Raw genomic sequence first — 21,563 nt, forward strand, 5'->3', positions numbered from 1 at the left:
TTCAGGCAGGCTTCCGGCCGGTCACGCAATAGGGCTGACCGGCCGGATCCGCCAGCACCAGCCAACTGACGCCCGCCGACAGCCGGCGGGCGCCCAGCTTTTCGTGCCAGGCGGCGGTGGCGTGAATATCGGTGCTGGCCAAGTCCACATGGGCCGAGGTCGGCCGGTCCTCGCCGAGCCGCTGCAACAGCATGCCCATGGGCAGCACCGGATCCGGTCGCAGCCGCATGAATTCGTCCTCCGTGGTCGGGACGAAGTTCCAGCCGGTCAGCTCCTGCCAGAACCGCACCTCGTCGTCGAAGTCGGCGGCCCCGATATCCAGGCACACCTGATCGAGCCGACTGCGATCACCCTCCGGCCCGGTCACCGTCGGCGTGAGCTCCCCGCCGCCCCGATCGGCCGGTGTGAGGCAGAAGGTCAGGCCGTGCGGGGATTTCAGCACCACATAGTCCGGATGCTCGAGCACGAGCGTCGCGCCCAGGCCGACGGCCCGCTCGGTCTCGGCCGGAATATCGTCCACATCGAGGTCGAGGTGCACGCGCGGCCCGCCCTCGATGGCTTGCATCTTCACCGTCGGCGCACCGGATTCCGGTAGCAGCGTGACGAATTCGGAGTTCGCTCCGCGCCGCGGCGACACCGTCGAGCCGGTGACCGCGGACCAGAACTCCGCGCATTCGTCGAATTGCGCTGCCGGACGGTCGAGGAACGCCCAGATCCAGCGAATCGTCATGCTGCCTCCCATCACTCGTTGTCTTATTACTCGTGGCTTATTACTCGTGGCCCGCACATCTTCTTACTCGTGGTCCGCACTGCCGACGCTAGTCCCGCAGCGCGAGCTCCGTGTTCGCGATTGCCCGGGCCGGGCCGGAGCGAAACGTCTTGCGGTAGGCCAGCGGTGACACGCCCAGCTCGCCGCGCATGTGGTGGCGCAGCGAGGCGGCGGTGCCCAACCCGGCCGCACGCGCCACCTCGTCCACCGGCAGCGCCGTGGTCTCCAGCAGGTGCCGGGCATGCCGCAGCCGCTGTTGCAGCACCCAGGCGCCCGGAGCCATGCCGGTCTCGGCCTTGAAATGCCGGGTGAAGCTGCGCACGCTCATACAGGCGTGCGCGGCAAGGGTATTCAGGTCCAGATCGCGGTCGAGGTGCCGCAGCGCCCACAGCCGGGTGGCCGCGGTGCCGCCGCCGTCGGCCTCGGGGATGTGCCGTTCGATGTACTGTGACTGCCCACCCTCCCGCCACGGCGGCACCACGCAGTAGCGGGCCACGTCATTGGCCACCGCCGCGCCGTGATCGGTGCGGATCAGATGCAGGCACAGATCGATCCCGGCGGCCAGACCCGCCGAGCTCCAGACGTTTCCGTCCTGAACGAACAACAGGTTCTCATCGAGGCGCACCCGCGGATACATCGAGCGGAACATCTCGGCGAAGCGCCAGTGCGTGGTCGCGCGCCGATCATCGAGCAGCCCGGCCGCGCCGAGCACGAAGGCCCCGGTGCAGATGGAGACGATGCGGGCCTGTGGGCGGATGGTGCCCAGCGCCACGGCCAGCTCCGAGGACAGCGCACCCTCGACGCGCGGCCCGTGGATACGGGTGCCGGGCACGATCACGGTGTCGGCGCGCGCCAGCAGTTCCGGGCCGAATTCGGGAACGATGAAATAGCCGGTGGTGGAGGCGATCCTGTCGGTGTTCACCCCGCAGACGTGCACGTCGTAGAGCGGATTCCCGGCTTCGTCGCGGGCCGAGCCGAGCACCGTCGTCGGGATCGTCATATCGAATCCAACGGTCGGTTCCAACGCGAGAACGGCCACCAGATGGGGTTTCGGCACGGCTTGCTCCTTGCACGGGTTGGCGCGATCTTTACGCATTGTGGCATTCAGGCCACTCGTTCGCGACCGTGATTTCCGGGACGCTCGTGCGGTGACTGAACTTCGGAACGATCCCGCCACGCAATCACGGGGTGGCGCAACGCGATTGCCCGCCGGCAGCCGGCGGCGACTGCATCCGGCCTGGATCGTGGCGGCGGTCGGCTTCGTGACGCTCATCGGCGCGGCCGCCTTCCGCTCGGTGCCCAGCGTCCTGATGGATCCGCTGCACGAGGAATTCGGCTGGTCGCACGGCACCATCGGTGCGGCGGTGTCGGTGAATGTGCTGCTCTACGGCCTGATCTCGCCGTTCGCGGCGGCGCTCATGGATCGCTTCGGCATTCGCCGGGTGGTGGCCGGCGCGCTGGTGCTGGTCGCCGCGGGCAGCGGGCTGACGGTGTTCATGACCCAGGCCTGGCAGCTGGTGATGCTGTGGGGCGTACTGGTCGGCGTCGGCGTGGGATCCATGTCCATGCCGTTCGTGGCAACCATTTCCGGGCGGTGGTTCGTCGCGCAGCGCGGCCTGGTCACCGGTGTGCTCACCGCGGCAGGCGCGACCGGCCAGCTGATCTTCCTGCCGTTGATCGCGGCGCTCGCGCACGATCACGGCTGGCAGTTGCCGTCCTTGCTGGTGGCGGGCATCTCGCTGGCGGTGGTGCCGCTGGTGTGGTTCTTCATCCGCGACTACCCGAGCGATATCGGCGAGACCGCCTACGGCGCGGAACCGGGCAGCCGGGTCGGGGTGCGGGTGACCGTCACGGGCGGTGCGTCGCGTGCGCTGACGGTGCTGTTCACGGTGGCGCGCAAACCGGTGTTCTGGCTGCTGGCAGGCGGTTTCGCAATCTGCGGCATGTCCACCAACGGCCTCATCGGCACCCATTTCGTGAGCGCCGCCCACGATCACGGCATGCCGGCCACCACCGCGGCCGGACTGCTCGCCCTCGTCGGCGTCTTCGATGTGGCCGGCACCATCGCCTCGGGCTGGCTCACCGACCGGGTCGACTCCCGGTATCTGCTGCTGGGCTACTACGCGCTGCGCGGGCTGTCGCTCCTGGCCCTGCCCGCCCTGTTCGGGCCCGATGTGGAGCCGAGCATGTGGGCGTTCATCATCTTCTACGGCCTGGACTGGATCGCCACCGTGCCGCCGACGGTCGCGCTGTGCCGGGAGCATTTCGGCGAGGACGGCCCGGTGGCCTTCGGCTGGGTGTTCGCCTCGCATCAGATCGGCGCGGCCATTGCCGCGGCGGGCGCGGGCGTGATCCGCGACCTGCAGGGCAGCTACAGCCTGGCCTTCTACATCGCGGGCGGATTGTGCGGGGTGGCGGCGCTCATGTCGATCGCCATCCGCCGGCTGCCCGCCGCGGCCCCGTCAGCCGTCGATGGCGCGATGCGGTCGTGATTCGATAGCGGCCTGGTCCTCGCGCCGGCCGTCCCAGCGGCTGGGTTCGTCCTTGCTGCGGGGCGGCCGGTCATTGGCGATCAGCACCGCGATCCACGGCAGCGGCACCGAGATGCCGATGATCAGCAGCGAGATCACCCAGTTCTCCCACACGCTGTAGGCCACCGCCGCCAGCACCAGGCACGGAATCCGGAACGCCATGAGAATCGTGTACCGCCGCACCCGATCGCGATGCTGCTGCTCCAGCGAGGGCGCCGCCTCGGTGATCAGCGCCGGATGTTCCTTCTCCCCCGGAAAATACCCCTCTGACCTGCGCGGCGGGTTCGGTATCGAACCGGCTGGGTGAAATTCGACTTCGGGGCGATCACCGCCACCGACCTCGGCCTCGGAATCGCCGTCGCGCTGCATACCCCGAGTCTTCCACTACAGCCTGTCGAAGTCACATGACGGTGGTTGCGTGCTCCCGCGAGGGGCATCCTGGCATCATGGATCAGGTGAGCGCAGACACCCTGGTACGCCCGGATACGACCACCGACGAGTCGACCGACAACGACAGCCCCAAGTTCTTCCACTACGTGAAGAAGAACAAAATCGCCGAGAGCGCCGTCATGGGCACCCACGTCGTAGCCCTCTGCGGCGAAGTCTTCCCGGTGACCAAATCCCCCAAGCCCGGCTCCCCGGTCTGCCCGGAATGCAAGCGCATCTACGAGATGATGAAGAAGGACTGACCGGTCCCGATCGATATCTCGTCGAATGGTTGGGCGCGATGACCGCGGCACGTGAAGTCCCCGATCCCTGGGCGGACGCACGTGCCGTCACACACTGGGTTCCCGCCCGCGGATTGACCAATGGCCTGCATGCCCGCACCTGGGGCGTCCTCGCGGACCTGCCCGAATCGCAGGTGTACCGAGTGCTTTTCGCCCTCGTCGACGCGGGCGTCGCCGCCTATGTCATGCCGGTACGCGTCACCGTGCTCGAACCCGGCGATCCGGACCTCGCGTGGCGGCTGCGGGTCGACCTCACGCGATTCCGCGCGGCGGAGGACCTGGTGATGGAGTTGCTGCGCTACGGCCGCTCGCGGGTCTCGCCCGGCCGGCCGCTCCCGGCCCGCCGTCGCCGGCTGCGGGTTCCGCTGGTTCGCCGGTGAGGGAGGGCGCGGGGTCGATGCGGCTGGCATGATCGCGGTGTGAACCTACGATTCGGTATTCAGTTGGCGCCGACGGTGTCCGAGTTGCCGCAGTTGCGTGCGATGGCGAAGGTGGCGGACCGGGAGGGCTTGGATCTGCTCGGGATTCAGGATCATCCGTACTCGGGTGGGCTGGCCGACACCTTTGCGGTGATTGCCACGGTGTTGACGGAAACCGAACGGCTGCGGGTGTTTCCGGATGTGGCGAGCCTGCCGTTGCGGGGGCCCGCCATGCTCGGGAAGCAGGCTGCGACCTTGGATCTGCTCAGTGGCGGGCGGTTCGAGCTCGCTGTGGGGGCGGGGGCTTTCTGGCCCGCTATCGGCGCCATGGGCGGGCCGGTGCGGTCGAATCCCGAAGCGCTGCAGGCGCTGGAGGAGGCGACCGCGATCATCCGGGCCATGTGGCATCCGGGGACGAAGGCGAAAGTCGTAGGGACGCACTACACCGTGAAGGGTGTGCAGTCCGGGCCGGCGCCCGCGCATCCGGTGGGGATCTGGTTCGGGAGCGTCGGTCCGAAGGCGAATGCGCTCACCGGGCGCATCGCCGACGGGTGGGCCGCGCCCATTCCGCACTACCTGCCGTACGAGAAATGGCAAGCGACACAGGACATCATCTCCGCTGCCGCGATCGACGCCGGGCGCAAGCCGGGCGATATCATGCGGATGGCACAGCTCGTCGGGACGATCACCGAGACGCCGGGGACGGTCACGCTGCGTGGCGAGGAGCCGATTCGCACCGATGCCGCGGGGTGGGTCCGCATTCTGGCCGACTTCGCCACGGAGACCGGTTTCGACACCTTCGTGTACTGGCCGGAGTCCGCCGACGACACCCAGCTCCGCCGCTGGATCGGTGACGTCGTTCCGGCGACGCGCGCCCTGCTCGACTGACCGGTCGGCGCCGTGGTCAGCAGCCGAGTGCGTCGGCCAGTTCGGTGAAGCTGGTGACGGACAGGTCGCTGGTCACCTCGGCGCTGCGGTCGGCGGGTGTGTGCGGCCCCTTCTCCAGGGGCCGCTCCAGGAAGGCGGTGCGCAGACCCGCTGTGCGGGCGCCGTCGATATCCCAGCCGTGGCAGGCCACCATCAGCGCTTCCGTCGCCTCCACGTCGAGCAACTCGGTCGCCCTCAGGTAGGCGGCCGCGGCGGGTTTGTAGGCGCGCGCCAGTTCCGCGGACAGGATGCAGTCGAAGGGCAGCGATTCGGCCTTGATCAAGGCGGTCAGCAGAGCGAAGCCGCCGTTCGACAGCGCCGCCACCGTGTACTTCCCGCGGAGTCGCTGCAATCCCTCGGCGGCATCCTTCCAGGCGGGCAGCCGATGCCACGCGCGGACCATGCGGCGGCGGGCTTCCTCGTCGAATTCCTGCGCCCAGCCCCGGGTTTCGATCAGATCGTCGAGCGACTCGCGGTGCAGGGCATCGAGATACGCCCACGCCCGTTCGCCGGTATCGACTCGCCGCATGGAGGGCAGATAGCGATCGCGCCAGTCCGAGGCGAACGCGCCGCCGTCCAGCGACACACCGGCCTCCCGCGCGATCTCGGCGGTTTGCGTGCTGACACCGGTGTACCAGTCCACCGTGGTGCCGAAGATGTCGCACAGCACGACACGAATTCCGGTCGGATCGAAACCTGGCATATGCCGACTCCATTCGGACGGTTTCCGCATGCATCGAACGCTCTTGCCCGCCAACCCGTTATATCCCTCTCAGGACACCGTCGACAAGGAGTGGACGGTGCGACGAGAGGGGCGGGAATGAGCGAAGCGGTGATAGTGGCGCTGTCCGAACCGGCCGCGGACGCCTATGCGGTGATCGCGCCGTTGGTGGACGAATACGTGTGGTGGTGCGTGAACGAACTGGCCGAGCGCGGCGCGGTGTTCGAGGACCGTGCGGCTGTGGTCGCACGCCATCGTGTTCTGTTCCGGGACAAGCTCCCGGAGCTGCTGGGCCCGCGGGGGCGGCTGTTGGTCGCCTTCGCGGGAAACGAGCCGGTCGGGGTGGGCGCGCTGGAACCGATCGATGCGGCCGTCGCGGAGATCAAGCGGATGTATGTGCGCCCGGCGGCGCGGGGCGCCGGTATCGCCCGTGCCCTGCTCGACCGGCTCGTGCGCGATGCGGCCGCGCTCGGGTTCGAGACCGCGCGCCTGGAGACCGCGACCTTCATGACCGAGGCCCAATCGCTGTATCTGTCCATGGGATTCGTCGACATCCCACTGTTCGACAATTCCGAGACCAGTCACTCCGGGCTCGAATCGCAGGCGCGATTCATGCACCGGCCACTGTTTTCCGCGGTCGGCGATCGGAGGTAGCGGCGCGGAGCAGGGTGGCCACGCCGTGGCTGCCATCTGATCACGGACAGCAAACCCGTCCCGCCTCAGGCGAGTGCCGCGCGAACCTTCTTCAGATCGGCGACGAACTCGGCGTAGGCGGCGGAGCGGTCGGTGGCGCGCAGCACCGACGCCGGATGCACGGTCGCGATCACGGCGTGCCCGGGCGGATCGGGCGCCTCGACGAGTTGCCCGCGGTGGGCGGTGACCCGGAAGGACGATCCGAGGATGGCTTTCGCCGCGACGCTGCCCAGGCACACCACCAGCCGCGGCCGCACGGCCCGCAGTTCGGCCTCGAACCACGGTGCGCAGGCCACGATCTCGGTGCGGCCCGGCTGCTTGTGAATGCGCCGCTTTCCGCGCTCCTCGAATTTGAAGTGTTTGACCGTATTCGTCAGATACACACGCTCACGGTCGATTCCGGCCTCGGCCAGCGCACGATCCAGCAGTCCGCCGGCGGGTCCGACGAAGGGATGCCCCTCGCGGTCCTCCCGGTCGCCGGGTTGCTCACCGACCATGACGATCTCGGCGCTCGCGGGTCCCTCGCCGAAGATCGTCTGTGTCGCATGGCGATACAGATCGCACCCGTGGCAGTCGCGGGAGGCCTCCCGCAGCTCGCCCAGATCCGCGTCGGGGGGAACGTATTGCGCCGCGCCTGCCTCGGCCATCAGGAATCACCCAGAGCGGCACGGAGTTTCGCGAGCAGCGGGGCGGCGGCCTCGGCGAGGAACCGGTCCTGCTGATCGTCGCCGACCTGCACGACGGCGATATCGGTGTAGCCCGCGTCCCGATAGGGCCGCACCGCTGCCACGATGGCGTCGAGATCGGGCCCGCACGGGATGGTCTCGGCCACGTCCTGCGGGCGCACGAATCGCGTCGCGGCCGCGAAACCCGCCGGCGTCGGCAGGTTCGCGTTCACGTCCCAGCCGCCCGCCGACCATCGGAACTGCTCGTGGGCCCGCTCGATGGCCTTGTCGCGGTCGGTATCCCAGCAGATCAGCAGCTGTCCCGTCACGCGCGACGTCGTCCCGCCGGACTCGTCCGCGCGCACCCGCTGCCAGGCCCGGACCAGTTCGGCCTCGGGCTCGGTGCCGACCATCTCATCGGCCAGCGGCGCGAACCGCCGCACCGATCGGGCCCCGGAGACCGCGACCGCGATCGGCACCGGCTGCCGCGGCACATCCCAGAGCTTGGCGGCGTCGACCCGATACCAGTGGCCGTGCCGGTCGATCGCCTCGCCGGAGAACAGGTCGCGAATAATGCCGATGGCCTCCACGAGGCGATCCTGCCGCTCCTCCAGCCCCGGCCAGCCCGCCCCCACCACGTGCTCGTTGAGACTCTCGCCGCTGCCGAGCCCGAGCGTGAACCGTCCTTCGGCCAGGATCTGCAGGGTCGCGGCCTGCTGCGCGACGACCGCGGGGTGATACCGCATGGTCGGGCACGTCACGTAGGTCATGAGCGGGATGCGCCGGGTCGCCTGGGCGACGGCCCCCAGCGTGGTCCACGCGTGCGGCGCGTGCCCCTGCTCCTCGAGCCAGGGGGCGTAGTGGTCACTACAGACCAGGAAGTCGAATCCGGCCGCTTCGGCGTCGACCGCGTAGCGGACCAGCTCGCGCGGACCGCTCTGCTCGGTCATCAGCGTGTATCCGAATCGGGTCACGGGCACTCCTCGCCGCTCGGTGGGACAGGGGCTGCGGTTTCGGTGTGCCCGGTTCCGGGCCGAATACACGCCGCCGGCCGGATCGCCACGGCGGGGACGCCCCGCGATCACCGGCGCGGTCCGATTTGCTTTCGGCGATCCGACCGGACGCGGTAGTGTCACGGCAGCACAACCGAATACGCCGATGACGCGCGGCGGGAGAGCCTCCCCGAGGAGGCGCCGAAGGAGCAAATTCCTCCCCGGGAATCTCTCAGGCACCAGTACCGCCGCGCCCAGGCAACTCTGGAGAATGGACCCGGCCCGGCCGGTGCGCCATACCGAAGGTGTAGTGCCGCCGCGTACTTCGCGTCGCGGCTGAAGACTCTCAGGTTTCAGGACAGAGCGGGGAGGACCACCGTCCCGTCCGGCCGATGCCGGCCCAGCGATTCCGGAGTCCTCGATGAACGCCTTCCCCGTCGACCGCAGCTACACCGCCGAGCACGAATGGGTCATGCTCGCACCGGGCGCGCCCATGCCGGACGCGCCGGTGCGCGTCGGCATCACCACCGTCGCCGTGGAGGCCCTCGGCGATCTCGTCCACCTCGATCTGCCCGCGGTCGGCTCCACCGTGGCGGCGGGCTCGCCCTGCGGTGAAGTCGAATCCACCAAAGCGGTCTCCGAGATCTACTCCCCGGCCAGCGGCCGGGTCACCCTGATCAACACCGCGGCCCTGGACGACCCGAGCCTGGTCGGCTCCGACCCCTACGGCGCGGGCTGGCTGTTCGCCGTCCTCCCCACCGCCACCAGCGAACTGCTCACCGCCGCCCAGTACGCGGAGAAGACGAGCCAGTAGGCCGTTCGCCGCCGGGCCTACGGGACGATCGGCAGGGAGCGAGGTTTCTTGGCGACCGGCTCGACCGCCGGGGGAGTGGGCGTGTCGTCCGGATCCTTCGGCGTGGTCGCCCTGCGGTGCAGCAGGCGGGTGATCCAGGCCCGGATCGGCAGCAGATGGGCCGAGCGAGCGGGCCAGAATTCCTGCACGCTGGCATTGAACTCGGCGCCGAGAATGACGGCGAAGCCGAGGAAGAAGGTGAACAGCAGGAAGGCGATCGGGGTCGCGAGGGCGCCGTAGCTGATGCCGGTCCTGGTGATCCAGGACAGGTAGCGGCGCAGGCCCTCGCTGGCGGCCATGAAGAACACGCCGGCCACCAGTGCGCCGCCGAAGAGCCGGTGCCAGGGCAGGGTGCGGTGCAGGGCCAGCTTGTAGAGCGTGGTCAGGGCGATGATCAGCAGGAAACCGACGCCCGGATAGTAGAAGCCGTCGATGAGGCGTAGGCCGGGTTCCTTCCAGCCCGAGGGCAGCACCCGGCCGATCATCGACGGGCCCAGCGCCACCAGCGGCAGAATCAGCACCGAGGCGATCAGGAAGCCCACGTACAGCAGCAGGGCGAAGATGCGCTGCCAGACCGGGTGACGAGCGTCGGACTGGCCGTGCGCGGCGGTGATGGCGTCCACGAAGGTGGCCATGGCCGAGGAGCCCGCCCACAGCGAGAGCACGAAGCCGATGGAGACCACGCCGCCGTGGCCGCGCTGCAGGACGTCGGAGACGGTGGGGGCGACCAGATCGTCGACCACACTGGGACTGAACAGCTTCCGGCTGAAGCTGATGATCTTGGAGTTCACGATGTCGACGGTGTCCGGGCCGAACCAGTGCCCGACATAGCCGAGACTGCCGAGCAGGCCGAGCAGCAGCGGCGCCAGCGACAGGGTCTGCCAGAACGCCGCGGCGGCGGATTTGGCGAAGATGGAGTCGTCCCAGGCCTTCACGGCCACGTGGACGACGAGTTGCCGGACCCGGCCCAGGCGTGTGGCGGCGCGCACGCTCGGCCCGCCCGGCGCGGGGGCGTCGGCGTGTTGCCCGGGATCATCGTGCGCGTTCATGGTGGCTACAGCATCGCCTACCAGCGGTTCGAATGGGACAGGACCCGCGATGTGTCGTGCGGCACTCGAAGGGACTGTGTCGGATTGGTGGACTGTCGGTGGGAATCGCTAATCTCTACCGAGTGACTTCGGGTGGTGGCGGTTCATTACGTGCTTGGCAGCGCAGGGCTCTCACCAAGTATCTGACAACCAAGCCACGCGACTTCCTCGCTGTCGCGACTCCGGGTGCCGGTAAGACGACTTTCGCGCTGCGGGTGGCCGCCGAACTGCTCACCGACCGCACCGTCGACCAGGTGACCGTGGTCGCGCCGACCGAGCATCTCAAGCATCAGTGGGCGGCTTCGGCGCAGCGGATCGGCATCCAGCTCGACTCCAACTTCTCCAACTCCACCGGGTCGACCTCGTCGGACTACCACGGGGTGGTGGTGACGTATGCCCAGATCGCCTCGCACCCGTTCAAGCACCGGGTGCGCACCGAGAACCGGCGCACGCTGGTCATCATGGACGAGATCCATCACGCCGGCGACGCCAAGAGCTGGGGTGAGGCGGTCGAGGAGGCTTTCGGCGACGCGACCCGGCGGCTGCACCTGACCGGTACGCCGTTCCGCAGCGACGATTCCAAGATCCCGTTCATCACCTACGAGGTCGACGAATCCGGGTTCGAGAAGTCCCGCGCCGACCACACCTACGGCTACGCCGAGGCCCTCGCCGACGGCGTCGTGCGTCCCGTGGTCTTCCTCGCCTACTCCGGTGAAGCGCACTGGAGAGACAGCGCGGGCGAGGAGTACTCCGCCCGCCTCGGCGAACCCCTCAATGCCGAGCAGACCGCGCGCGCCTGGCGCACCGCCCTCGATCCGGCGGGCGACTGGATGTCGAAGGTCCTGCAGGCCGCCGACACCCGCTTGCGCCAGCTGCGCGCCACCGGCATGCCCGACGCCGGCGGCCTGGTCATCGCCACCGATCAGGAGAAGGCCCGCGACTACGCCGAACTGCTGGAACACATTTCGGGAACCAAACCGGCCGTCATCCTCTCCGACGATCCCGACTCCTCCGACCGCATCGGCGAGTTCTCCAACAACACCGATCCGTGGATGGTCGCGGTCCGCATGGTGTCCGAAGGCGTCGACGTCCCCCGCCTGGCCGTCGGCGTCTACGCCACCAGCGCCTCCACCCCGCTCTACTTCGCCCAGGCCATCGGCCGCTTCGTGCGCGCCCGCAAGAGCGGCGAGACCGCCAGCGTCTTCCTGCCCTCGGTCCCGGTGCTGCTCGACCTGGCCGCCCAGCTCGAACTCCAGCGCGATCACGTCATCGGCAAGCCGCATCGCGAGAAGAGCGATCTCGACGACGAACTGCTCATCGACGCCAACCGCCAGAAGGACGAGCCCGGCGAGGAGGAGAAGAAGTTCATCGCCCTGGCCGCCGACGCCGAACTGGACCAGGTCATCTACGACGGCGACTCCTTCGGCACCGCCACCTTCTCCGGCAGCGATGAGGAAGCCGACTACCTGGGCATTCCGGGTCTGCTCGACGCCGACCAGATGCGCGCCCTGCTGCGCGACCGCCAAACCCGTCAGCTCCAGGAGCGCACGGCCCTGGCCGAGGCCCCCAGACCCGACGGCCCCAGCGTGGCCGCCGCGGCCGAGCGCGCCGCCACCGCCGACCGCCTCTCCGAGCTACGCCGCGAACTCAACTCCCTGGTGGCCATGCACCACCACCGCACCGGCAAACCGCACGGCGTCATCCACGGCGAGCTGCGCCGCGAATGCGGCGGGCCGCCGACCGCTTTGGCCACCGCCGATCAGCTCACCGAGCGCATTGCCGCGCTCCGCCGCCTCTAGAACCCCGCGATCGTCTGCCTCTCGGCCCGGCGCGCTCTCGGCCGGGATCCGCACCATCTGTGCATCAACGGTTTTCGTGGATTCCGGCCAAGAGCACGCCGAATGACAGGGGTCTCTTCGCGAGGCGTTCTGCAGACGGGGCGTTCGAATTCGTGCGAGGGCACGGCCCGGGTGGATGTCAGGCGATCTCCAACTCGACGTGCACCGTGTCACCTGCCTGTAGGTCCTCGGCGACCCGCACCGGCTTCTTCATCGGCAGGATGTAGGTGCCGCGTTTGGTATCGGGGAACAGCGAGGTCGACCAGCGGCTGCCGCCCACGGTGACCTTCACCCGGATCGAGCCGAAACCGGCCGCGCGGTGGGCGTGTAGCTCCTCGATCTCATCGGCCATCGGCTCGGGCAGGCTGACGAAATGCCACGCCGCGGGGCCTTCCCACTCCCAGAGGGTGGCGGTGAACGCGTAGTCCGATGGAGCCATAGGGCGACGGTAGCTCAGCGGTGTGACAGGTTTCGCCGCTGTCGGGCGGGTCAGCGGGTGAAGTAGCGGCCGGGGGAGATGCCCACCTCGCGGTGGAAGGCGGCCACGTAGGCGCTGGGCGTGGCATAGCCGACTCGTTCGGCGATCCGGGCCAGGGGCAGGCCGGCGGCCAGCAGCGGCAGGGAGGCCGCCAGCCGGATCTGGGTTCGCCAGTGGCCGAAGGTGATTCCGGTCTCGGTCAGGAAGACGCGGGCCAGGGTGCGGGGGCTGGTGGCCACCGCAGCGGCGAGCTCGGTGAGGGTGCGGGGGTCGGCGGGACCGGCGAGCAGAATCCGGGCGACCCGGCGGGCGCGCGGGTCTTCGGGGAGCCGTGCGCCGAGCGGGACGACCTCGACCGGGGTGATGAGGTCGAAGACGACGGCTTCGGCGCGCTCACGCTGGGCCGGGGTCGTGGTGTCGGCGGTCAGATGGTCGAACAAATCGTGCAGCAGGCGGCTCACCCGGAGCATGGTCGGCTGCTCGAAGGTGAGCGGGGTGCGCGCCGGATCCAGATAGATGCCGCGCATGATCGCGCCTTCGTAGGTGCCGGTGCGGTGGCGAATTTCGCCGGGGATCCAGAGGGCCCGGGTCGGTGGCAGCACCCAGCGGCCGTCGCCGACCTCGACGGTGATCACACCCTGTGCGGCCCAGGCGATTTGATGCTGCGGATGCTCGTGCTCATCGAACCAGTGGCCGGCGGGGAGGGTGCCCGCGCCGAACACCATGGCGGTGGGGCCCGCGGGGACCGGGAACACCATGGTTTGGCCGTTTGGCGACATGACTTGTCAGCGTAGTCTGTCGTGGTCGAGGCGGTGGATGCCTAGCGTCATACGGCATGGGGATGAACGTTTTTCATCAGTTGTTGTGCCGCTCCTCGCTCTGGGAGCGCAAGAGCGCCACCCGGATCGTGCCGTGGGCGCTGCGCAATGTCGAGCTCGGTGACAGTGCGCTCGAGGTCGGGCCCGGTTACGGCGCGAATGTCCGCACCCTGCACGAGCGGGCGGCCACGCTCACCGGCCTCGAGATCGATTCCGCGCTCGCCGCGAGACTGCGTCGCGAGCAGGGCGGCCGGTTGCGGGTCATAGAGGGCGATGGCACCGCAATGCCCTTGCCGGACAAGGAATTCAGCTCGGTGGTCTGCTTCACCATGCTGCATCATGTGCCTTCGCCGGCGCAGCAGGATGATTTGTTCGCCGAGGCGTTCCGGGTATTGCGGCCCGAGGGCGTTTTCGCGGGCAGCGACGGCCTCGACAATCCGTTCTTCCGGCTCATCCACCTGGGCGACACCTGTGTTCCGGTGCCACCCGCGACGCTGTCCGAGCGGCTCGCGCGCATCGGCTTCACCGATATCGACATCGAAACCGCCGCCACCATGTTCCGCTTCCGCGCCCGACGGCCGTAACGAAGCCCGGCGCGGCACTCCGCCTCTCAGAGCACGGGCACCCCGAGGGTGTTGGAGGAGAGGGCGGATCGCGCGCGGCGCGTGAGATCGTCGGCGAACACTTCGGCAGCGCCGGACTCGACGGCGTCGAGTATGGCCGCCGCGACCTCGGCGGGGGAACTCTTGGGGAAGTCGACCCGGGCCGCCATATCGGTGTCGATGAAGGAGGCGTGCACGCCGACCACCAGCGTGCCCTGTTCCCGCAAGGCCATGCGCAGGCCGTTGGTGAGGGACCAGGCGGCGGACTTGGATGCACAGTAGGCCGGAACCGCCGGCAGACTGGCCCACGCCAGCACCGAGAGCACGTTCACCAGCGCACCGCCGCCGTTCGCGGCGAGAATGGGCGCGAACGCCTGGCTCATGCGCAGGGTGCCGAAGTAGTTGGTTTCCATTTCCTCGCGCGCGGTATCGAAGGTGGTCGCGGCGGTGATGCCGCCCGGCCGGCTGATGCCCGCATTGTTGATGAGCAGCGTGGTGTCGCCGCAGCGTGCGGCCGCGGCCGCCACCGCCGCCGGATCGGTCGTATCCAGCTGCACCGCAATCAGATCCGGATCGGTGACGGTGCTGCGATCGCGCACTCCCGCATACACGGTCGCCGCGCCGCGCTCCGCCAGGGCGCGCGCGATGGCCCGCCCGAGACCGCGGTTCGCGCCCGTGACGAAGGCGGTGCTGCCGTCGATCTTGACGCCGGGTTCGCTCATGACATGCACTCCTTGTGAGTTGGAAATTCCAACCCACTATGGCATGAGGTAAGTTGGAAATCCAGACTTACTGGAAACGAGGAGGTGGCGGTGCCATCGGAAGCCCGCGCGTGCTCGATCGCCAATGCGCTCGAGGTCGTCGGCGAGCGCTGGAGCCTGCTCGCGGTGCGCGAGATCATGCTGGGGGTCAATAGGTTCGACCAGATCGCCCGCAATACCGGGGCGAGCCGCGACATCCTCACCACGCGGTTGCGCAAGCTCGAGGAGGTCGGGCTGCTGGAGCGGACGCTGTACCAGGAGCACCCGCCGCGCTACGAGTACGTGCTCAGTGAATCCGGGCAGGCGCTGCACTGGGTGCTGCTCAACCTCATGAACTGGGGGGATCGCTACGTCACCGAGGGCGCGCCGCCGCTGGTCTTCGAGCACGATTGCGGCGCGGTCCTCGAACCGGTGACGGTGTGCGCGCACTGCCGCGAGCCGGTGCGGCCGACCAGCCTGCGGCAGGTGCGCTAGGTTCCGCTAGGCGACCGGGACCTCGAAAAAGGTTGCGGGATCCAGGGTGTCGACCGGTGTCCAGCGTGGCGCCGGGACGTCGGCCGCGGACTCGTCGCCGGCCGTCTCCCCGCCGCCCCGCAGGATCCGCCCATATCCCTGGAGATCCAGAGCGAGCCAAGGATTCTCGTCGACGGCCCTGGCCACCGCGTAGCAGGTGGCGAGCATGTGCAGACAGCGCTCATTGCGCGCACGACAGGAGCAGTCGATGGCGGACAGCTTGGGCGACACCGCGATTCCAGCGGCGAAGATCGCCGCGCGATGTTCGTCGGTGAGCGTGACCGCATCTCCCGGCACCACCTCCGAGATCGCGCGGACCGCGTCGGCCGGCAGCGGCGCCACCTCGAAATAGGTCACCGAGGCTTCCGCACCGCGATGAATGGTGGCCCGCACCGTGGCGCCGCTGATCTCGGTCTGCACGAGATTGTTGCGAGCGATGCTACGGGCACGGGGGAGCAGCGGCTCGGGCTTGCTCACTGTCAGCGGCTCGGCCAGCCGCACCCAGTCCATACCCCATGTGGTGTAGCCGAATTCGTTGTCGGGCATCAGTTCCCTCGCTTTCGGCGCAGCAGGTCGAGCAGGCGGTCGTCGTCGAGGCGGGCCAGGGCGGCGATGCCGCTGGTGTCGGTCAGGTCGGTCAGCGCCGACTTGCGGTCGTGCATCCCGGCGATGTGCTCCTCGATGGTGGTGCCCGAGGTGAGGGTGGTGACGGTGACCGTCCGGGTCTGCCCGATGCGGTGGGCGCGATCGGAGGCCTGCGCTTCCACGGCCGGATTCCACCAGCGGTCGAAGTGCACGACATCGGCGGCGCGGGTCAGGGTCAGGCCGGTGCCCGCGGCCTTCAGGCTCAGCACCAGAATCGGTGGACCGTCCGGGGATTGGAAGCTCTGCACCAGCTCCGAGCGTTCGGACTGCTTCAACCCGCCGTGGAAGAACGGCGCCGTCACCCCGAACTGCTCCGCGCACTGCCGCACCAGCAGCTCGCCGGTGCGGCGGTACTGGGTGAACACCAGGGTGGGCGACCCGGTGTCGAGGTTGTTGGCGAGAATATCGGTGCACACATCGAATTTCCCGGAGCGCCCGGACAATTCGTCGAGATCACCGGTGACCAGGCCCGGGTGATTGCAGACCTGCTTCAATTCGGTGAGCACCGCCAGCACCCGGGCATTGCGCTGCGCGCCGGACCCGAAGCCCGCCTCCTCCGCCCGCGCCAGCAGCTCGTCGTAGAGCCGCTCCTGCTCGGCGGTGAGATCGCAGATCAGATCGCTGTGGATCTTCGGCGGCAGCGTGGACGCCACGTCGGCCTTGCGCCGCGCCAGCACCACCGGTTCCAGCGCATCCCGCAATCGGATCACCGCCGCCGCGGACCCCTCGTGAATCGGCCGCACGAATCGCCGCCGGAACTGCGCCTTGTGCGTGAACGCCTGCGGCACGGTCAGATTCAGCAAGGCCCACAACTCGTCGAGATGGTTCTCCACCGGCGTCCCGGTGAGCGCGATCCGTACGTCCGCGGTAATCGCCCGCGCCGCCTTCGCCACCTGCGTGCGCGGATTCTTCAACACCTGCGCCTCATCGAAAACCACACTGGTCCACCGCTGCCCGGCCAGCGCCCCGCCGTGCCCCCGCAGTGTCGGATACCCGGTCACCACGATCGTCCCCGCCGCCGCCTCCGGCGCCTCCCCGCCCCGCCAGGTCACCGGCCGCAGCCCCGGCGCGAACCGCTCGATCTCGTGCGCCCAGTTGCCCACGAGGGAGGTCGGGCACACCACCAGCTGCGGCCCCTCCCCGCTCCGCCCCAGCAGATACCCGATCGCCTGCACGGTCTTGCCCAGCCCCATCTCATCGGCCAGCACCGCCCCGCCGTGCGCCGCCCCCGTCTCCCGCAACCAGGTGATCCCCCGCGCCTGATAGGACCGCAGCTCGGCCTTCAAACCGGCCCGCAGCTCCCCGCTCACCGCCACGGTGTCCTGTAGCACCCGCAGCGCCCGCTCGCCCGCCACAATGGCCGTCCCGGCCGCGTTCGGCACCGCGTGCGCCGCGGCCGGCAACTCGCTCGCGGCGATCTCCCCGCTCAGCGCCGCCCGCCACGCCCCGACCGAGGCCCCGGTCTCGCCCAGCTCGAGCCCCGCCAACTGCTCCGGCTCGACCAGCGCGCACTCGACCTCGGCCACCGCGATCCGTCCCTCGGACGGCACGGCCAGCGACAGCGTCTCCAGCTCACCGATCCCGCGCGGCGCGGATCCGGGACCGTTCCCGGTCCACGTCCACAAGGCGAGCTGATGGCGATCGGGCAGGTAGGTGGCGTGTACGGCAGGCAGCTGAACTCCTAGGTCGTAGCGACAGACGACCGTTGTACCCGATTTTCAACCCACCGTGCACATGGCAATTCGCGTGATCCATCCCATGTTGTCCCCACTGGGAAGGCATATCTCCACCCTGCCCGCCAAACGCGACGCCCCGAAAGGCTGTGGCGGCGATCCCGCGATCGCCGCCACGTCCCCCGAAACGACCGCGGCGGGCGCTCTTGCGAGCGCCCGCCGCGGGGTTTTCTGTTGGGAAGATTCAATTGTCGAGCGGACCCCTCGGGATGGCGCACCATCCGCGAGGTGGAGGAGCTATGAAAGCGCCGGTGCCGACTCCGTGTCGATCACGGCTTCGAGCTCACGGAGACGATCCATGTGCTCATTGGCGTGATGCTGGCAGAAGAGCAACTCGCCACCACCGGGAAGGGTCGCACGCACGCGTGCGCCTGCCCCGCAGCGGTCACAACGGTCGACCGCGGTCAGTGGGGTGCTTGTCAGGGTTCCTGGCATGACTCCTCCGTCCTGGCTCCCGGCGCTCGCGCGCCGTTTGCCTGGTGTGGGGCCCACAGTCCACTCTGTGAGCCTCGCTACCGCTACTTCCCAGCAGTGGTTGATGACTACTCTGTCAGACGTTCGGCGAGAGGTCTTTGTTCCCGGGGAGTTTCCCGTGTGTTTTGCCTAACACGACCTGGGGTTTCGCTGAAAGCGAACAGGCCCGGGCGCCAAGGGAAAAACGCCGTGAAGCCCACCGGGCTCTGCGCCGAACACGCTGATCGAGTTGTCTACCGGGAGACTACCCGCGCACCCCGACACCCACACTCCGATTGAGTAACCCTATGAGTACGAGACAGCAAGCTCACAGCCACGATGGATCCAGGTCGAGGGTGGTGCGGTCGCGGGAATCCAGGAGATCGAACAGCGCGGACGTGCGCGGCAATTCCCAGCGGAAGAAGTAGCGGGCGGCGGCGCGCTTGCCCCGGGCGAGGTCGTCGGTTCGCGGGGCGGCGGCCAGGGCTTGTTCGAGCCAGATCCAGGACAGGACCACGTGGCCGAAGGCTTCCAGGTAGGCGGCCGAGTTCGCGAGGGCGATGACGGGGTCGGCATCGCGCCACAGGCCCGCGGTGGTGGTGGCCAGACGGGTGGTGGCCGACTCCAGGGCGTCGGCGAAGGCGGTGAGCTCGGGGTCGGCGGCGGCGCGCACGGTGCGCACGGTGGCGGCCATCGTCTCCAGCAGGGTGGTCAGGGCCGCGCCGTGGTCGAGGGTGACCTGGCGGCCCAGCAGGTCGAGGCTCTGGACGCCGTGGGTGCCCTCGTGGATGGGGTTGAGGCGGTTGTCGCGGTAGTGCTGTTCCACGTCGTAGTCGCGGGTGTAGCCGGCGCCGCCGTGGACCTGGATGGCCAGGTCGTTGGCGGTCAGGCACCACTGGCTCGGCCAGCTCTTGGCAATGGGGGTGAGGATGCGCAGCAGGGTGGCGGCGCGGGTGCGGTCGGCGGGTGCGGGGGCGGTGCGCTGGTCGTCGACGAGTTTGCCGCAGTAGAGCTGAAGTGCCAGTGCGCCTTCGGCATAGGACTTCTGGGCGAGCAGCATGCGGCGCACGTCGGGGTGGTCGACAATGGGGACCTGCGCGCCGCCGCGGGCGCCGACGGGGCGGCCCTGAGGGCGGTTGCGGGCGTAGTCGAGGGATTTCAGGTAGCCGGTGTAGCCCAGTGCGGTGGCGGTGAGGCCGACGCCGATGCGGGCCTCGTTCATCATGGTGAACATCTGCGCCAGACCGTGATTCGGCTCGCCGACCAGGTAGCCGATGGCCCCGGGTTTGCCGCCGGGGGTGAAGTTCCCGTCGCCGAAGACCGGTGCGGTATTGACGGTTCCGCGCCAGCCCATCTTGTGGTTGATGCCCGCCAGTACGATGTCGTTGCGCTCGCCGGTCGAACCCGCTTCGCCCGGCAGGTATTTGGGCACGATGAACAGCGAGATGCCGCGGGTGCCCTCGGGCGCGCCGGGGATGCGGGCCAGCACCAGGTGGACGATGTTCTCCGAAAGCTCGTGGTCGCCACCGGAAATCCACATCTTGCGGCCGAAGAGCCGGTAGGTGCCGTCGTCCTGGGGTACCGCGCGGGTGGTGATGTCGGCGAGACTGGACCCGGCGTGCGGTTCCGACAGGGCCATGGTGCCGAAGTTGCGGCCCTCCAGCATGGGGCGCACGAAGGTGTCGATCTGCTCCGGGCTGCCGTGGGCGGCCAGCAGATTGGCATTGGCGGCGGTGAGCAGCAGATACGAGGTGGTGCCGACATTGGCGGCGTGGAACCACGTCATGCAGGCGGAGTACACGACGTGCGGCAGCTGCATGCCGCCGATGTCGTAATCCATTGCCGCGCCGACCAATCCGGCATCGGTGAAAGCGCGCAGGGCCTTGCCCACCGCGGGGATGATGTGCACGCGCTCGCCGTCGAAGGTGGGCTCGGACAGATCGTTCGCACGATTGTGCGGGGCGAAATAGGTGGTGGCGAGATCCTGGCACAGCCGCAGCACCTGATCGAAGGTGTCGCGGGAGTGGTCGGCGAAACGTTCCCGCTCCGTCAGCGCGGTCACGTCGAGCCAGTCGTAGAGCAGGAACTCGATATCACGGGCGGACATGATCACTGATGGGTTCACTGGGTCCTCGCACGGTCCGATAGGGCTGGTCTACCAGCTGGTCTACCAGACGGTCCGCGGGGAGGCGGAACGGTCAGTGCGCGCGGACGCTGGCCCGGCCGCGGTGTAAACGTCCGAAATGTCCGGGGGACTGTCCCTTCCAGGAGCGGAAGGCCGAGGCGAAGGCGGACACGCTGGAGTAGCCGAGGCGTTCGGCGGCCTGCTCCACGGTCAGACCGGCGATCAGCAGCTCCTCGGCGAGCATGCCGACCGTCTCGGTGCTCAACTCCCGGAAGGTGGTGCCCTCCTCGGCGAGGCGGCGGCGCAGGGTGCGCACGCTGACATCCAGGTCGGCGGCTATGCGGGACTGGTCGGCGGAGCCGCCGTGCCGGATGAGCAGCTGGCGCACCCGCCCGCTCAGGCCGCTGCGGCTGCGGCGGCTCTCCATGAGGTCGGCGCACTGCTGCTCGTAGAACCGTGCGGTGGACAGATTCGCCTGGGGTAGTGGGGTTTCCAAGGTGCTGGCCTGGAAGCTGATGCGCGATTGCGGCATGGAGAACGCCACGTCCTCGACGCCGAAGACCGCCCCGAACATCTCGTAGATCGGATGCGGGTCCACGTACAGCTCCACGCGCACGGCGGGCAGCCGCATGGGCAGCAGATCCTGCTGGATGGTGGCGATGGCGGCGAGGTCGCGCTCCAGGGTGAAGCGGCGGATGTCCTCGGGCAGGGGCGAGTCGTCGCGCACCACCCACACGTGGCTGCCGTGGTCCTCGAGGCGGTGGCGGGCGGCGCTGAAGGACAGGTCGGCGTAGCGCAGCGCGATGTCCATGGCGTGGCGCAGGGTGGAGCTGCTCATGAGGGCGAAGCCGAGCACGCCCATGGACGGCGGATGGCACAGCAGCCCGGCCAGCAGGCCCAGTCCGGGCTCGTCGTCGATGCCGGCGACCACATTGCGCATGACCGAGAATTCCTGGCCGGTGGTGATTTCGAACGACGGGTCGCGCAGATCCACGTCCCGGATGCCGGTCCCCTCCAGGACCGAGCGCAGGGTGAGCCCGCGGCCCAGCGCGAAATCGGCCAGCAGGGCGGTGCTGGTGATGGAACGCAGTTGCCCCAACTCTTCCGTCACTCAGGCAGTCTCGCAAACTTTGGGCGTCCCCGAGGCGTTACCGGCCGGTAAGTTGCCTGGCTGCGGCCCATATTCGTCGGTTCCTGGCCGATTGCAAGCT

Annotated in this window: 24 protein-coding genes and 1 riboswitch; of the genes, 9 read left to right on the forward strand and 15 right to left on the reverse strand. The window is 68.9% G+C overall.

Features of this window, described 5'->3' with window-relative positions; all coding sequences use genetic code 11:
- Position 1 precedes the first annotated feature (1 nt).
- Both ACYQ5L_RS13610 and ACYQ5L_RS13615 read right to left on the reverse strand, forming a co-directional pair.
- Entirely contained in the window at positions 2-730 is a 729-nt protein-coding gene (locus tag ACYQ5L_RS13610; protein WP_459957706.1) for a VOC family protein, read from the reverse strand.
- A gap of 88 nt (positions 731-818) precedes the next feature.
- Entirely contained in the window at positions 819-1,826 is a 1,008-nt protein-coding gene (locus tag ACYQ5L_RS13615) for a GlxA family transcriptional regulator (protein WP_459957707.1), read from the reverse strand.
- A 91-nt stretch (positions 1,827-1,917) separates the two neighbouring features.
- Here ACYQ5L_RS13615 and ACYQ5L_RS13620 point away from each other — a divergent pair, with 91 nt between their 5' ends.
- Positions 1,918-3,261 (forward strand): MFS transporter, encoded by a 1,344-nt coding sequence (locus ACYQ5L_RS13620; RefSeq protein ID WP_459957708.1) that lies wholly within the window; start codon positions 1,918-1,920, stop codon positions 3,259-3,261.
- Here the strand turns inward: ACYQ5L_RS13620 and ACYQ5L_RS13625 are convergent.
- A complete protein-coding gene (locus ACYQ5L_RS13625; protein WP_459957709.1) occupies positions 3,232-3,669 on the reverse strand; it encodes a DUF3099 domain-containing protein in 438 nt (145 codons plus the stop codon). The two genes, ACYQ5L_RS13620 and ACYQ5L_RS13625, sit on opposite strands and share 30 nt — an antisense overlap.
- A 77-nt stretch (positions 3,670-3,746) precedes the next feature.
- Between ACYQ5L_RS13625 and ACYQ5L_RS13630 the strand changes: the two genes are divergently transcribed.
- The 3 genes from ACYQ5L_RS13630 to ACYQ5L_RS13640 are packed head-to-tail and all read left to right on the forward strand — an operon-like array spanning position 3,747 to position 5,335.
- Entirely contained in the window at positions 3,747-3,989 is a 243-nt protein-coding gene (locus ACYQ5L_RS13630; RefSeq protein WP_459957710.1) for a DUF3039 domain-containing protein, read from the forward strand.
- Between the two features lie 38 nt (positions 3,990-4,027).
- On the forward strand, positions 4,028-4,408 hold the full coding sequence (locus tag ACYQ5L_RS13635) for a hypothetical protein (RefSeq protein ID WP_459957711.1): 381 nt from the start codon (positions 4,028-4,030) through the stop codon (positions 4,406-4,408).
- A gap of 39 nt (positions 4,409-4,447) precedes the next feature.
- Complete coding sequence (locus tag ACYQ5L_RS13640; RefSeq protein ID WP_459957712.1) at positions 4,448-5,335, forward strand: LLM class flavin-dependent oxidoreductase; 888 nt, start codon at positions 4,448-4,450, stop codon at positions 5,333-5,335.
- 16 nt (positions 5,336-5,351) lie between these two features.
- Here the strand turns inward: ACYQ5L_RS13640 and ACYQ5L_RS13645 are convergent, their stop codons facing one another.
- The gene (locus ACYQ5L_RS13645) at positions 5,352-6,077 is read right to left on the reverse strand and encodes a haloacid dehalogenase type II (RefSeq protein ID WP_459957713.1); all 726 of its coding nucleotides are present in this window, start codon (positions 6,075-6,077) and stop codon (positions 5,352-5,354) included.
- A 117-nt stretch (positions 6,078-6,194) separates the two neighbouring features.
- Between ACYQ5L_RS13645 and ACYQ5L_RS13650 the strand changes: the two genes are divergently transcribed.
- Positions 6,195-6,749 (forward strand): GNAT family N-acetyltransferase, encoded by a 555-nt coding sequence (locus tag ACYQ5L_RS13650; protein WP_459957714.1) that lies wholly within the window; start codon positions 6,195-6,197, stop codon positions 6,747-6,749.
- 65 nt (positions 6,750-6,814) lie between these two features.
- On the opposite strand, the gene ACYQ5L_RS13655 is transcribed toward ACYQ5L_RS13650, so the two are convergent.
- Together ACYQ5L_RS13655 and ACYQ5L_RS13660 are read right to left on the reverse strand one after the other, a co-directional pair.
- On the reverse strand, positions 6,815-7,435 hold the full coding sequence (locus ACYQ5L_RS13655; RefSeq protein WP_459957715.1) for a UdgX family uracil-DNA binding protein: 621 nt from the start codon (positions 7,433-7,435) through the stop codon (positions 6,815-6,817).
- Positions 7,435-8,427: a TIGR03557 family F420-dependent LLM class oxidoreductase gene (locus ACYQ5L_RS13660; protein WP_459957716.1), complete on the reverse strand. Its 993-nt coding sequence runs from the start codon at positions 8,425-8,427 to the stop codon at positions 7,435-7,437. Before ACYQ5L_RS13660 ends, ACYQ5L_RS13655 begins: the two co-directional genes overlap by 1 nt.
- A gap of 185 nt (positions 8,428-8,612) precedes the next feature.
- Positions 8,613-8,703, forward strand: a riboswitch (glycine riboswitch).
- Between the two features lie 163 nt (positions 8,704-8,866).
- Here ACYQ5L_RS13660 and ACYQ5L_RS13665 point away from each other — a divergent pair.
- On the forward strand, positions 8,867-9,259 hold the full coding sequence (locus ACYQ5L_RS13665; protein WP_459957717.1) for a glycine cleavage system protein H: 393 nt from the start codon (positions 8,867-8,869) through the stop codon (positions 9,257-9,259).
- A 17-nt stretch (positions 9,260-9,276) separates the two neighbouring features.
- On the opposite strand, the gene ACYQ5L_RS13670 is transcribed toward ACYQ5L_RS13665, so the two are convergent.
- Positions 9,277-10,347, reverse strand: a complete 1,071-nt coding sequence (locus ACYQ5L_RS13670) for a YihY/virulence factor BrkB family protein (protein WP_459957718.1) — start codon at positions 10,345-10,347, stop codon at positions 9,277-9,279.
- Positions 10,348-10,469: 122 nt separating this feature from the next.
- Here ACYQ5L_RS13670 and ACYQ5L_RS13675 point away from each other — a divergent pair, with 122 nt between their 5' ends.
- Positions 10,470-12,185, forward strand: a complete 1,716-nt coding sequence (locus tag ACYQ5L_RS13675; RefSeq protein ID WP_459957719.1) for a DEAD/DEAH box helicase — start codon at positions 10,470-10,472, stop codon at positions 12,183-12,185.
- Between the two features lie 178 nt (positions 12,186-12,363).
- On the opposite strand, the gene ACYQ5L_RS13680 is transcribed toward ACYQ5L_RS13675, so the two are convergent.
- Together ACYQ5L_RS13680 and ACYQ5L_RS13685 are read right to left on the reverse strand one after the other, a co-directional pair.
- Positions 12,364-12,663, reverse strand: coding sequence for a DUF1905 domain-containing protein (locus tag ACYQ5L_RS13680; protein ID WP_459957720.1), 300 nt, complete (start codon positions 12,661-12,663; stop codon positions 12,364-12,366).
- Between the two features lie 50 nt (positions 12,664-12,713).
- Complete coding sequence (locus ACYQ5L_RS13685) at positions 12,714-13,481, reverse strand: AraC family ligand binding domain-containing protein (protein ID WP_459957721.1); 768 nt, start codon at positions 13,479-13,481, stop codon at positions 12,714-12,716.
- 56 nt (positions 13,482-13,537) lie between these two features.
- Here ACYQ5L_RS13685 and ACYQ5L_RS13690 point away from each other — a divergent pair, with 56 nt between their 5' ends.
- Positions 13,538-14,104: a class I SAM-dependent methyltransferase gene (locus ACYQ5L_RS13690; RefSeq protein ID WP_459957722.1), complete on the forward strand. Its 567-nt coding sequence runs from the start codon at positions 13,538-13,540 to the stop codon at positions 14,102-14,104.
- Between the two features lie 26 nt (positions 14,105-14,130).
- On the opposite strand, the gene ACYQ5L_RS13695 is transcribed toward ACYQ5L_RS13690, so the two are convergent.
- Positions 14,131-14,844: an SDR family oxidoreductase gene (locus ACYQ5L_RS13695; RefSeq protein ID WP_459957723.1), complete on the reverse strand. Its 714-nt coding sequence runs from the start codon at positions 14,842-14,844 to the stop codon at positions 14,131-14,133.
- Positions 14,845-14,934: 90 nt separating this feature from the next.
- Here ACYQ5L_RS13695 and ACYQ5L_RS13700 point away from each other — a divergent pair, with 90 nt between their 5' ends.
- On the forward strand, positions 14,935-15,357 hold the full coding sequence (locus ACYQ5L_RS13700; protein WP_459957724.1) for a winged helix-turn-helix transcriptional regulator: 423 nt from the start codon (positions 14,935-14,937) through the stop codon (positions 15,355-15,357).
- 6 nt (positions 15,358-15,363) lie between these two features.
- On the opposite strand, the gene ACYQ5L_RS13705 is transcribed toward ACYQ5L_RS13700, so the two are convergent.
- From ACYQ5L_RS13705 to ACYQ5L_RS13725, 5 genes are all read right to left on the reverse strand, one after another.
- Positions 15,364-15,942, reverse strand: coding sequence for a hypothetical protein (locus ACYQ5L_RS13705; protein WP_459957725.1), 579 nt, complete (start codon positions 15,940-15,942; stop codon positions 15,364-15,366).
- Positions 15,942-17,666 (reverse strand): DEAD/DEAH box helicase, encoded by a 1,725-nt coding sequence (locus ACYQ5L_RS13710; protein ID WP_459957726.1) that lies wholly within the window; start codon positions 17,664-17,666, stop codon positions 15,942-15,944. Before ACYQ5L_RS13710 ends, ACYQ5L_RS13705 begins: the two co-directional genes overlap by 1 nt.
- Positions 17,667-18,011: 345 nt before the next feature.
- Positions 18,012-18,209, reverse strand: a complete 198-nt coding sequence (locus ACYQ5L_RS13715; RefSeq protein ID WP_084530084.1) for a DUF7455 domain-containing protein — start codon at positions 18,207-18,209, stop codon at positions 18,012-18,014.
- A 346-nt stretch (positions 18,210-18,555) separates the two neighbouring features.
- Positions 18,556-20,334 carry an acyl-CoA dehydrogenase gene (locus ACYQ5L_RS13720; RefSeq protein WP_459957727.1) on the reverse strand — a complete coding sequence of 593 codons (1,779 nt, stop codon included), beginning with the start codon at positions 20,332-20,334 and terminating at the stop codon, positions 18,556-18,558.
- A gap of 91 nt (positions 20,335-20,425) precedes the next feature.
- Entirely contained in the window at positions 20,426-21,463 is a 1,038-nt protein-coding gene (locus ACYQ5L_RS13725) for an AraC family transcriptional regulator (RefSeq protein ID WP_459957728.1), read from the reverse strand.
- Positions 21,464-21,563 lie beyond the last annotated feature (100 nt).

Source organism: Nocardia sp. IFM 10818 (assembly GCF_054655275.1).

Excerpts from the sequence above, each read along its gene's own strand:
- ACYQ5L_RS13630 (WP_459957710.1), top strand. The coding sequence starts at position 3,747 with ATGGATCAGGTGAGCGCAGACACCCTGGTACGCCCGGATACGACCACC.
- ACYQ5L_RS13690 (WP_459957722.1), top strand. The coding sequence starts at position 13,538 with ATGGGGATGAACGTTTTTCATCAGTTGTTGTGCCGCTCCTCGCTCTGG.
- ACYQ5L_RS13715 (WP_084530084.1), bottom strand. The coding sequence starts at position 18,209 with ATGCCAGGAACCCTGACAAGCACCCCACTGACCGCGGTCGACCGTTGT.
- ACYQ5L_RS13655 (WP_459957715.1), bottom strand. The coding sequence starts at position 7,435 with ATGGCCGAGGCAGGCGCGGCGCAATACGTTCCCCCCGACGCGGATCTG.
- ACYQ5L_RS13705 (WP_459957725.1), bottom strand. The coding sequence starts at position 15,942 with ATGCCCGACAACGAATTCGGCTACACCACATGGGGTATGGACTGGGTG.
- ACYQ5L_RS13670 (WP_459957718.1), bottom strand. The coding sequence starts at position 10,347 with ATGAACGCGCACGATGATCCCGGGCAACACGCCGACGCCCCCGCGCCG.
- ACYQ5L_RS13650 (WP_459957714.1), top strand. The coding sequence starts at position 6,195 with ATGAGCGAAGCGGTGATAGTGGCGCTGTCCGAACCGGCCGCGGACGCC.
- ACYQ5L_RS13635 (WP_459957711.1), top strand. The coding sequence starts at position 4,028 with ATGACCGCGGCACGTGAAGTCCCCGATCCCTGGGCGGACGCACGTGCC.
- ACYQ5L_RS13695 (WP_459957723.1), bottom strand. The coding sequence starts at position 14,844 with ATGAGCGAACCCGGCGTCAAGATCGACGGCAGCACCGCCTTCGTCACG.
- ACYQ5L_RS13665 (WP_459957717.1), top strand. The coding sequence starts at position 8,867 with ATGAACGCCTTCCCCGTCGACCGCAGCTACACCGCCGAGCACGAATGG.
- ACYQ5L_RS13625 (WP_459957709.1), bottom strand. The coding sequence starts at position 3,669 with ATGCAGCGCGACGGCGATTCCGAGGCCGAGGTCGGTGGCGGTGATCGC.
- ACYQ5L_RS13645 (WP_459957713.1), bottom strand. The coding sequence starts at position 6,077 with ATGCCAGGTTTCGATCCGACCGGAATTCGTGTCGTGCTGTGCGACATC.
- ACYQ5L_RS13685 (WP_459957721.1), bottom strand. The coding sequence starts at position 13,481 with ATGTCGCCAAACGGCCAAACCATGGTGTTCCCGGTCCCCGCGGGCCCC.
- ACYQ5L_RS13720 (WP_459957727.1), bottom strand. The coding sequence starts at position 20,334 with ATGTCCGCCCGTGATATCGAGTTCCTGCTCTACGACTGGCTCGACGTG.
- ACYQ5L_RS13680 (WP_459957720.1), bottom strand. The coding sequence starts at position 12,663 with ATGGCTCCATCGGACTACGCGTTCACCGCCACCCTCTGGGAGTGGGAA.
- ACYQ5L_RS13610 (WP_459957706.1), bottom strand. The coding sequence starts at position 730 with ATGACGATTCGCTGGATCTGGGCGTTCCTCGACCGTCCGGCAGCGCAA.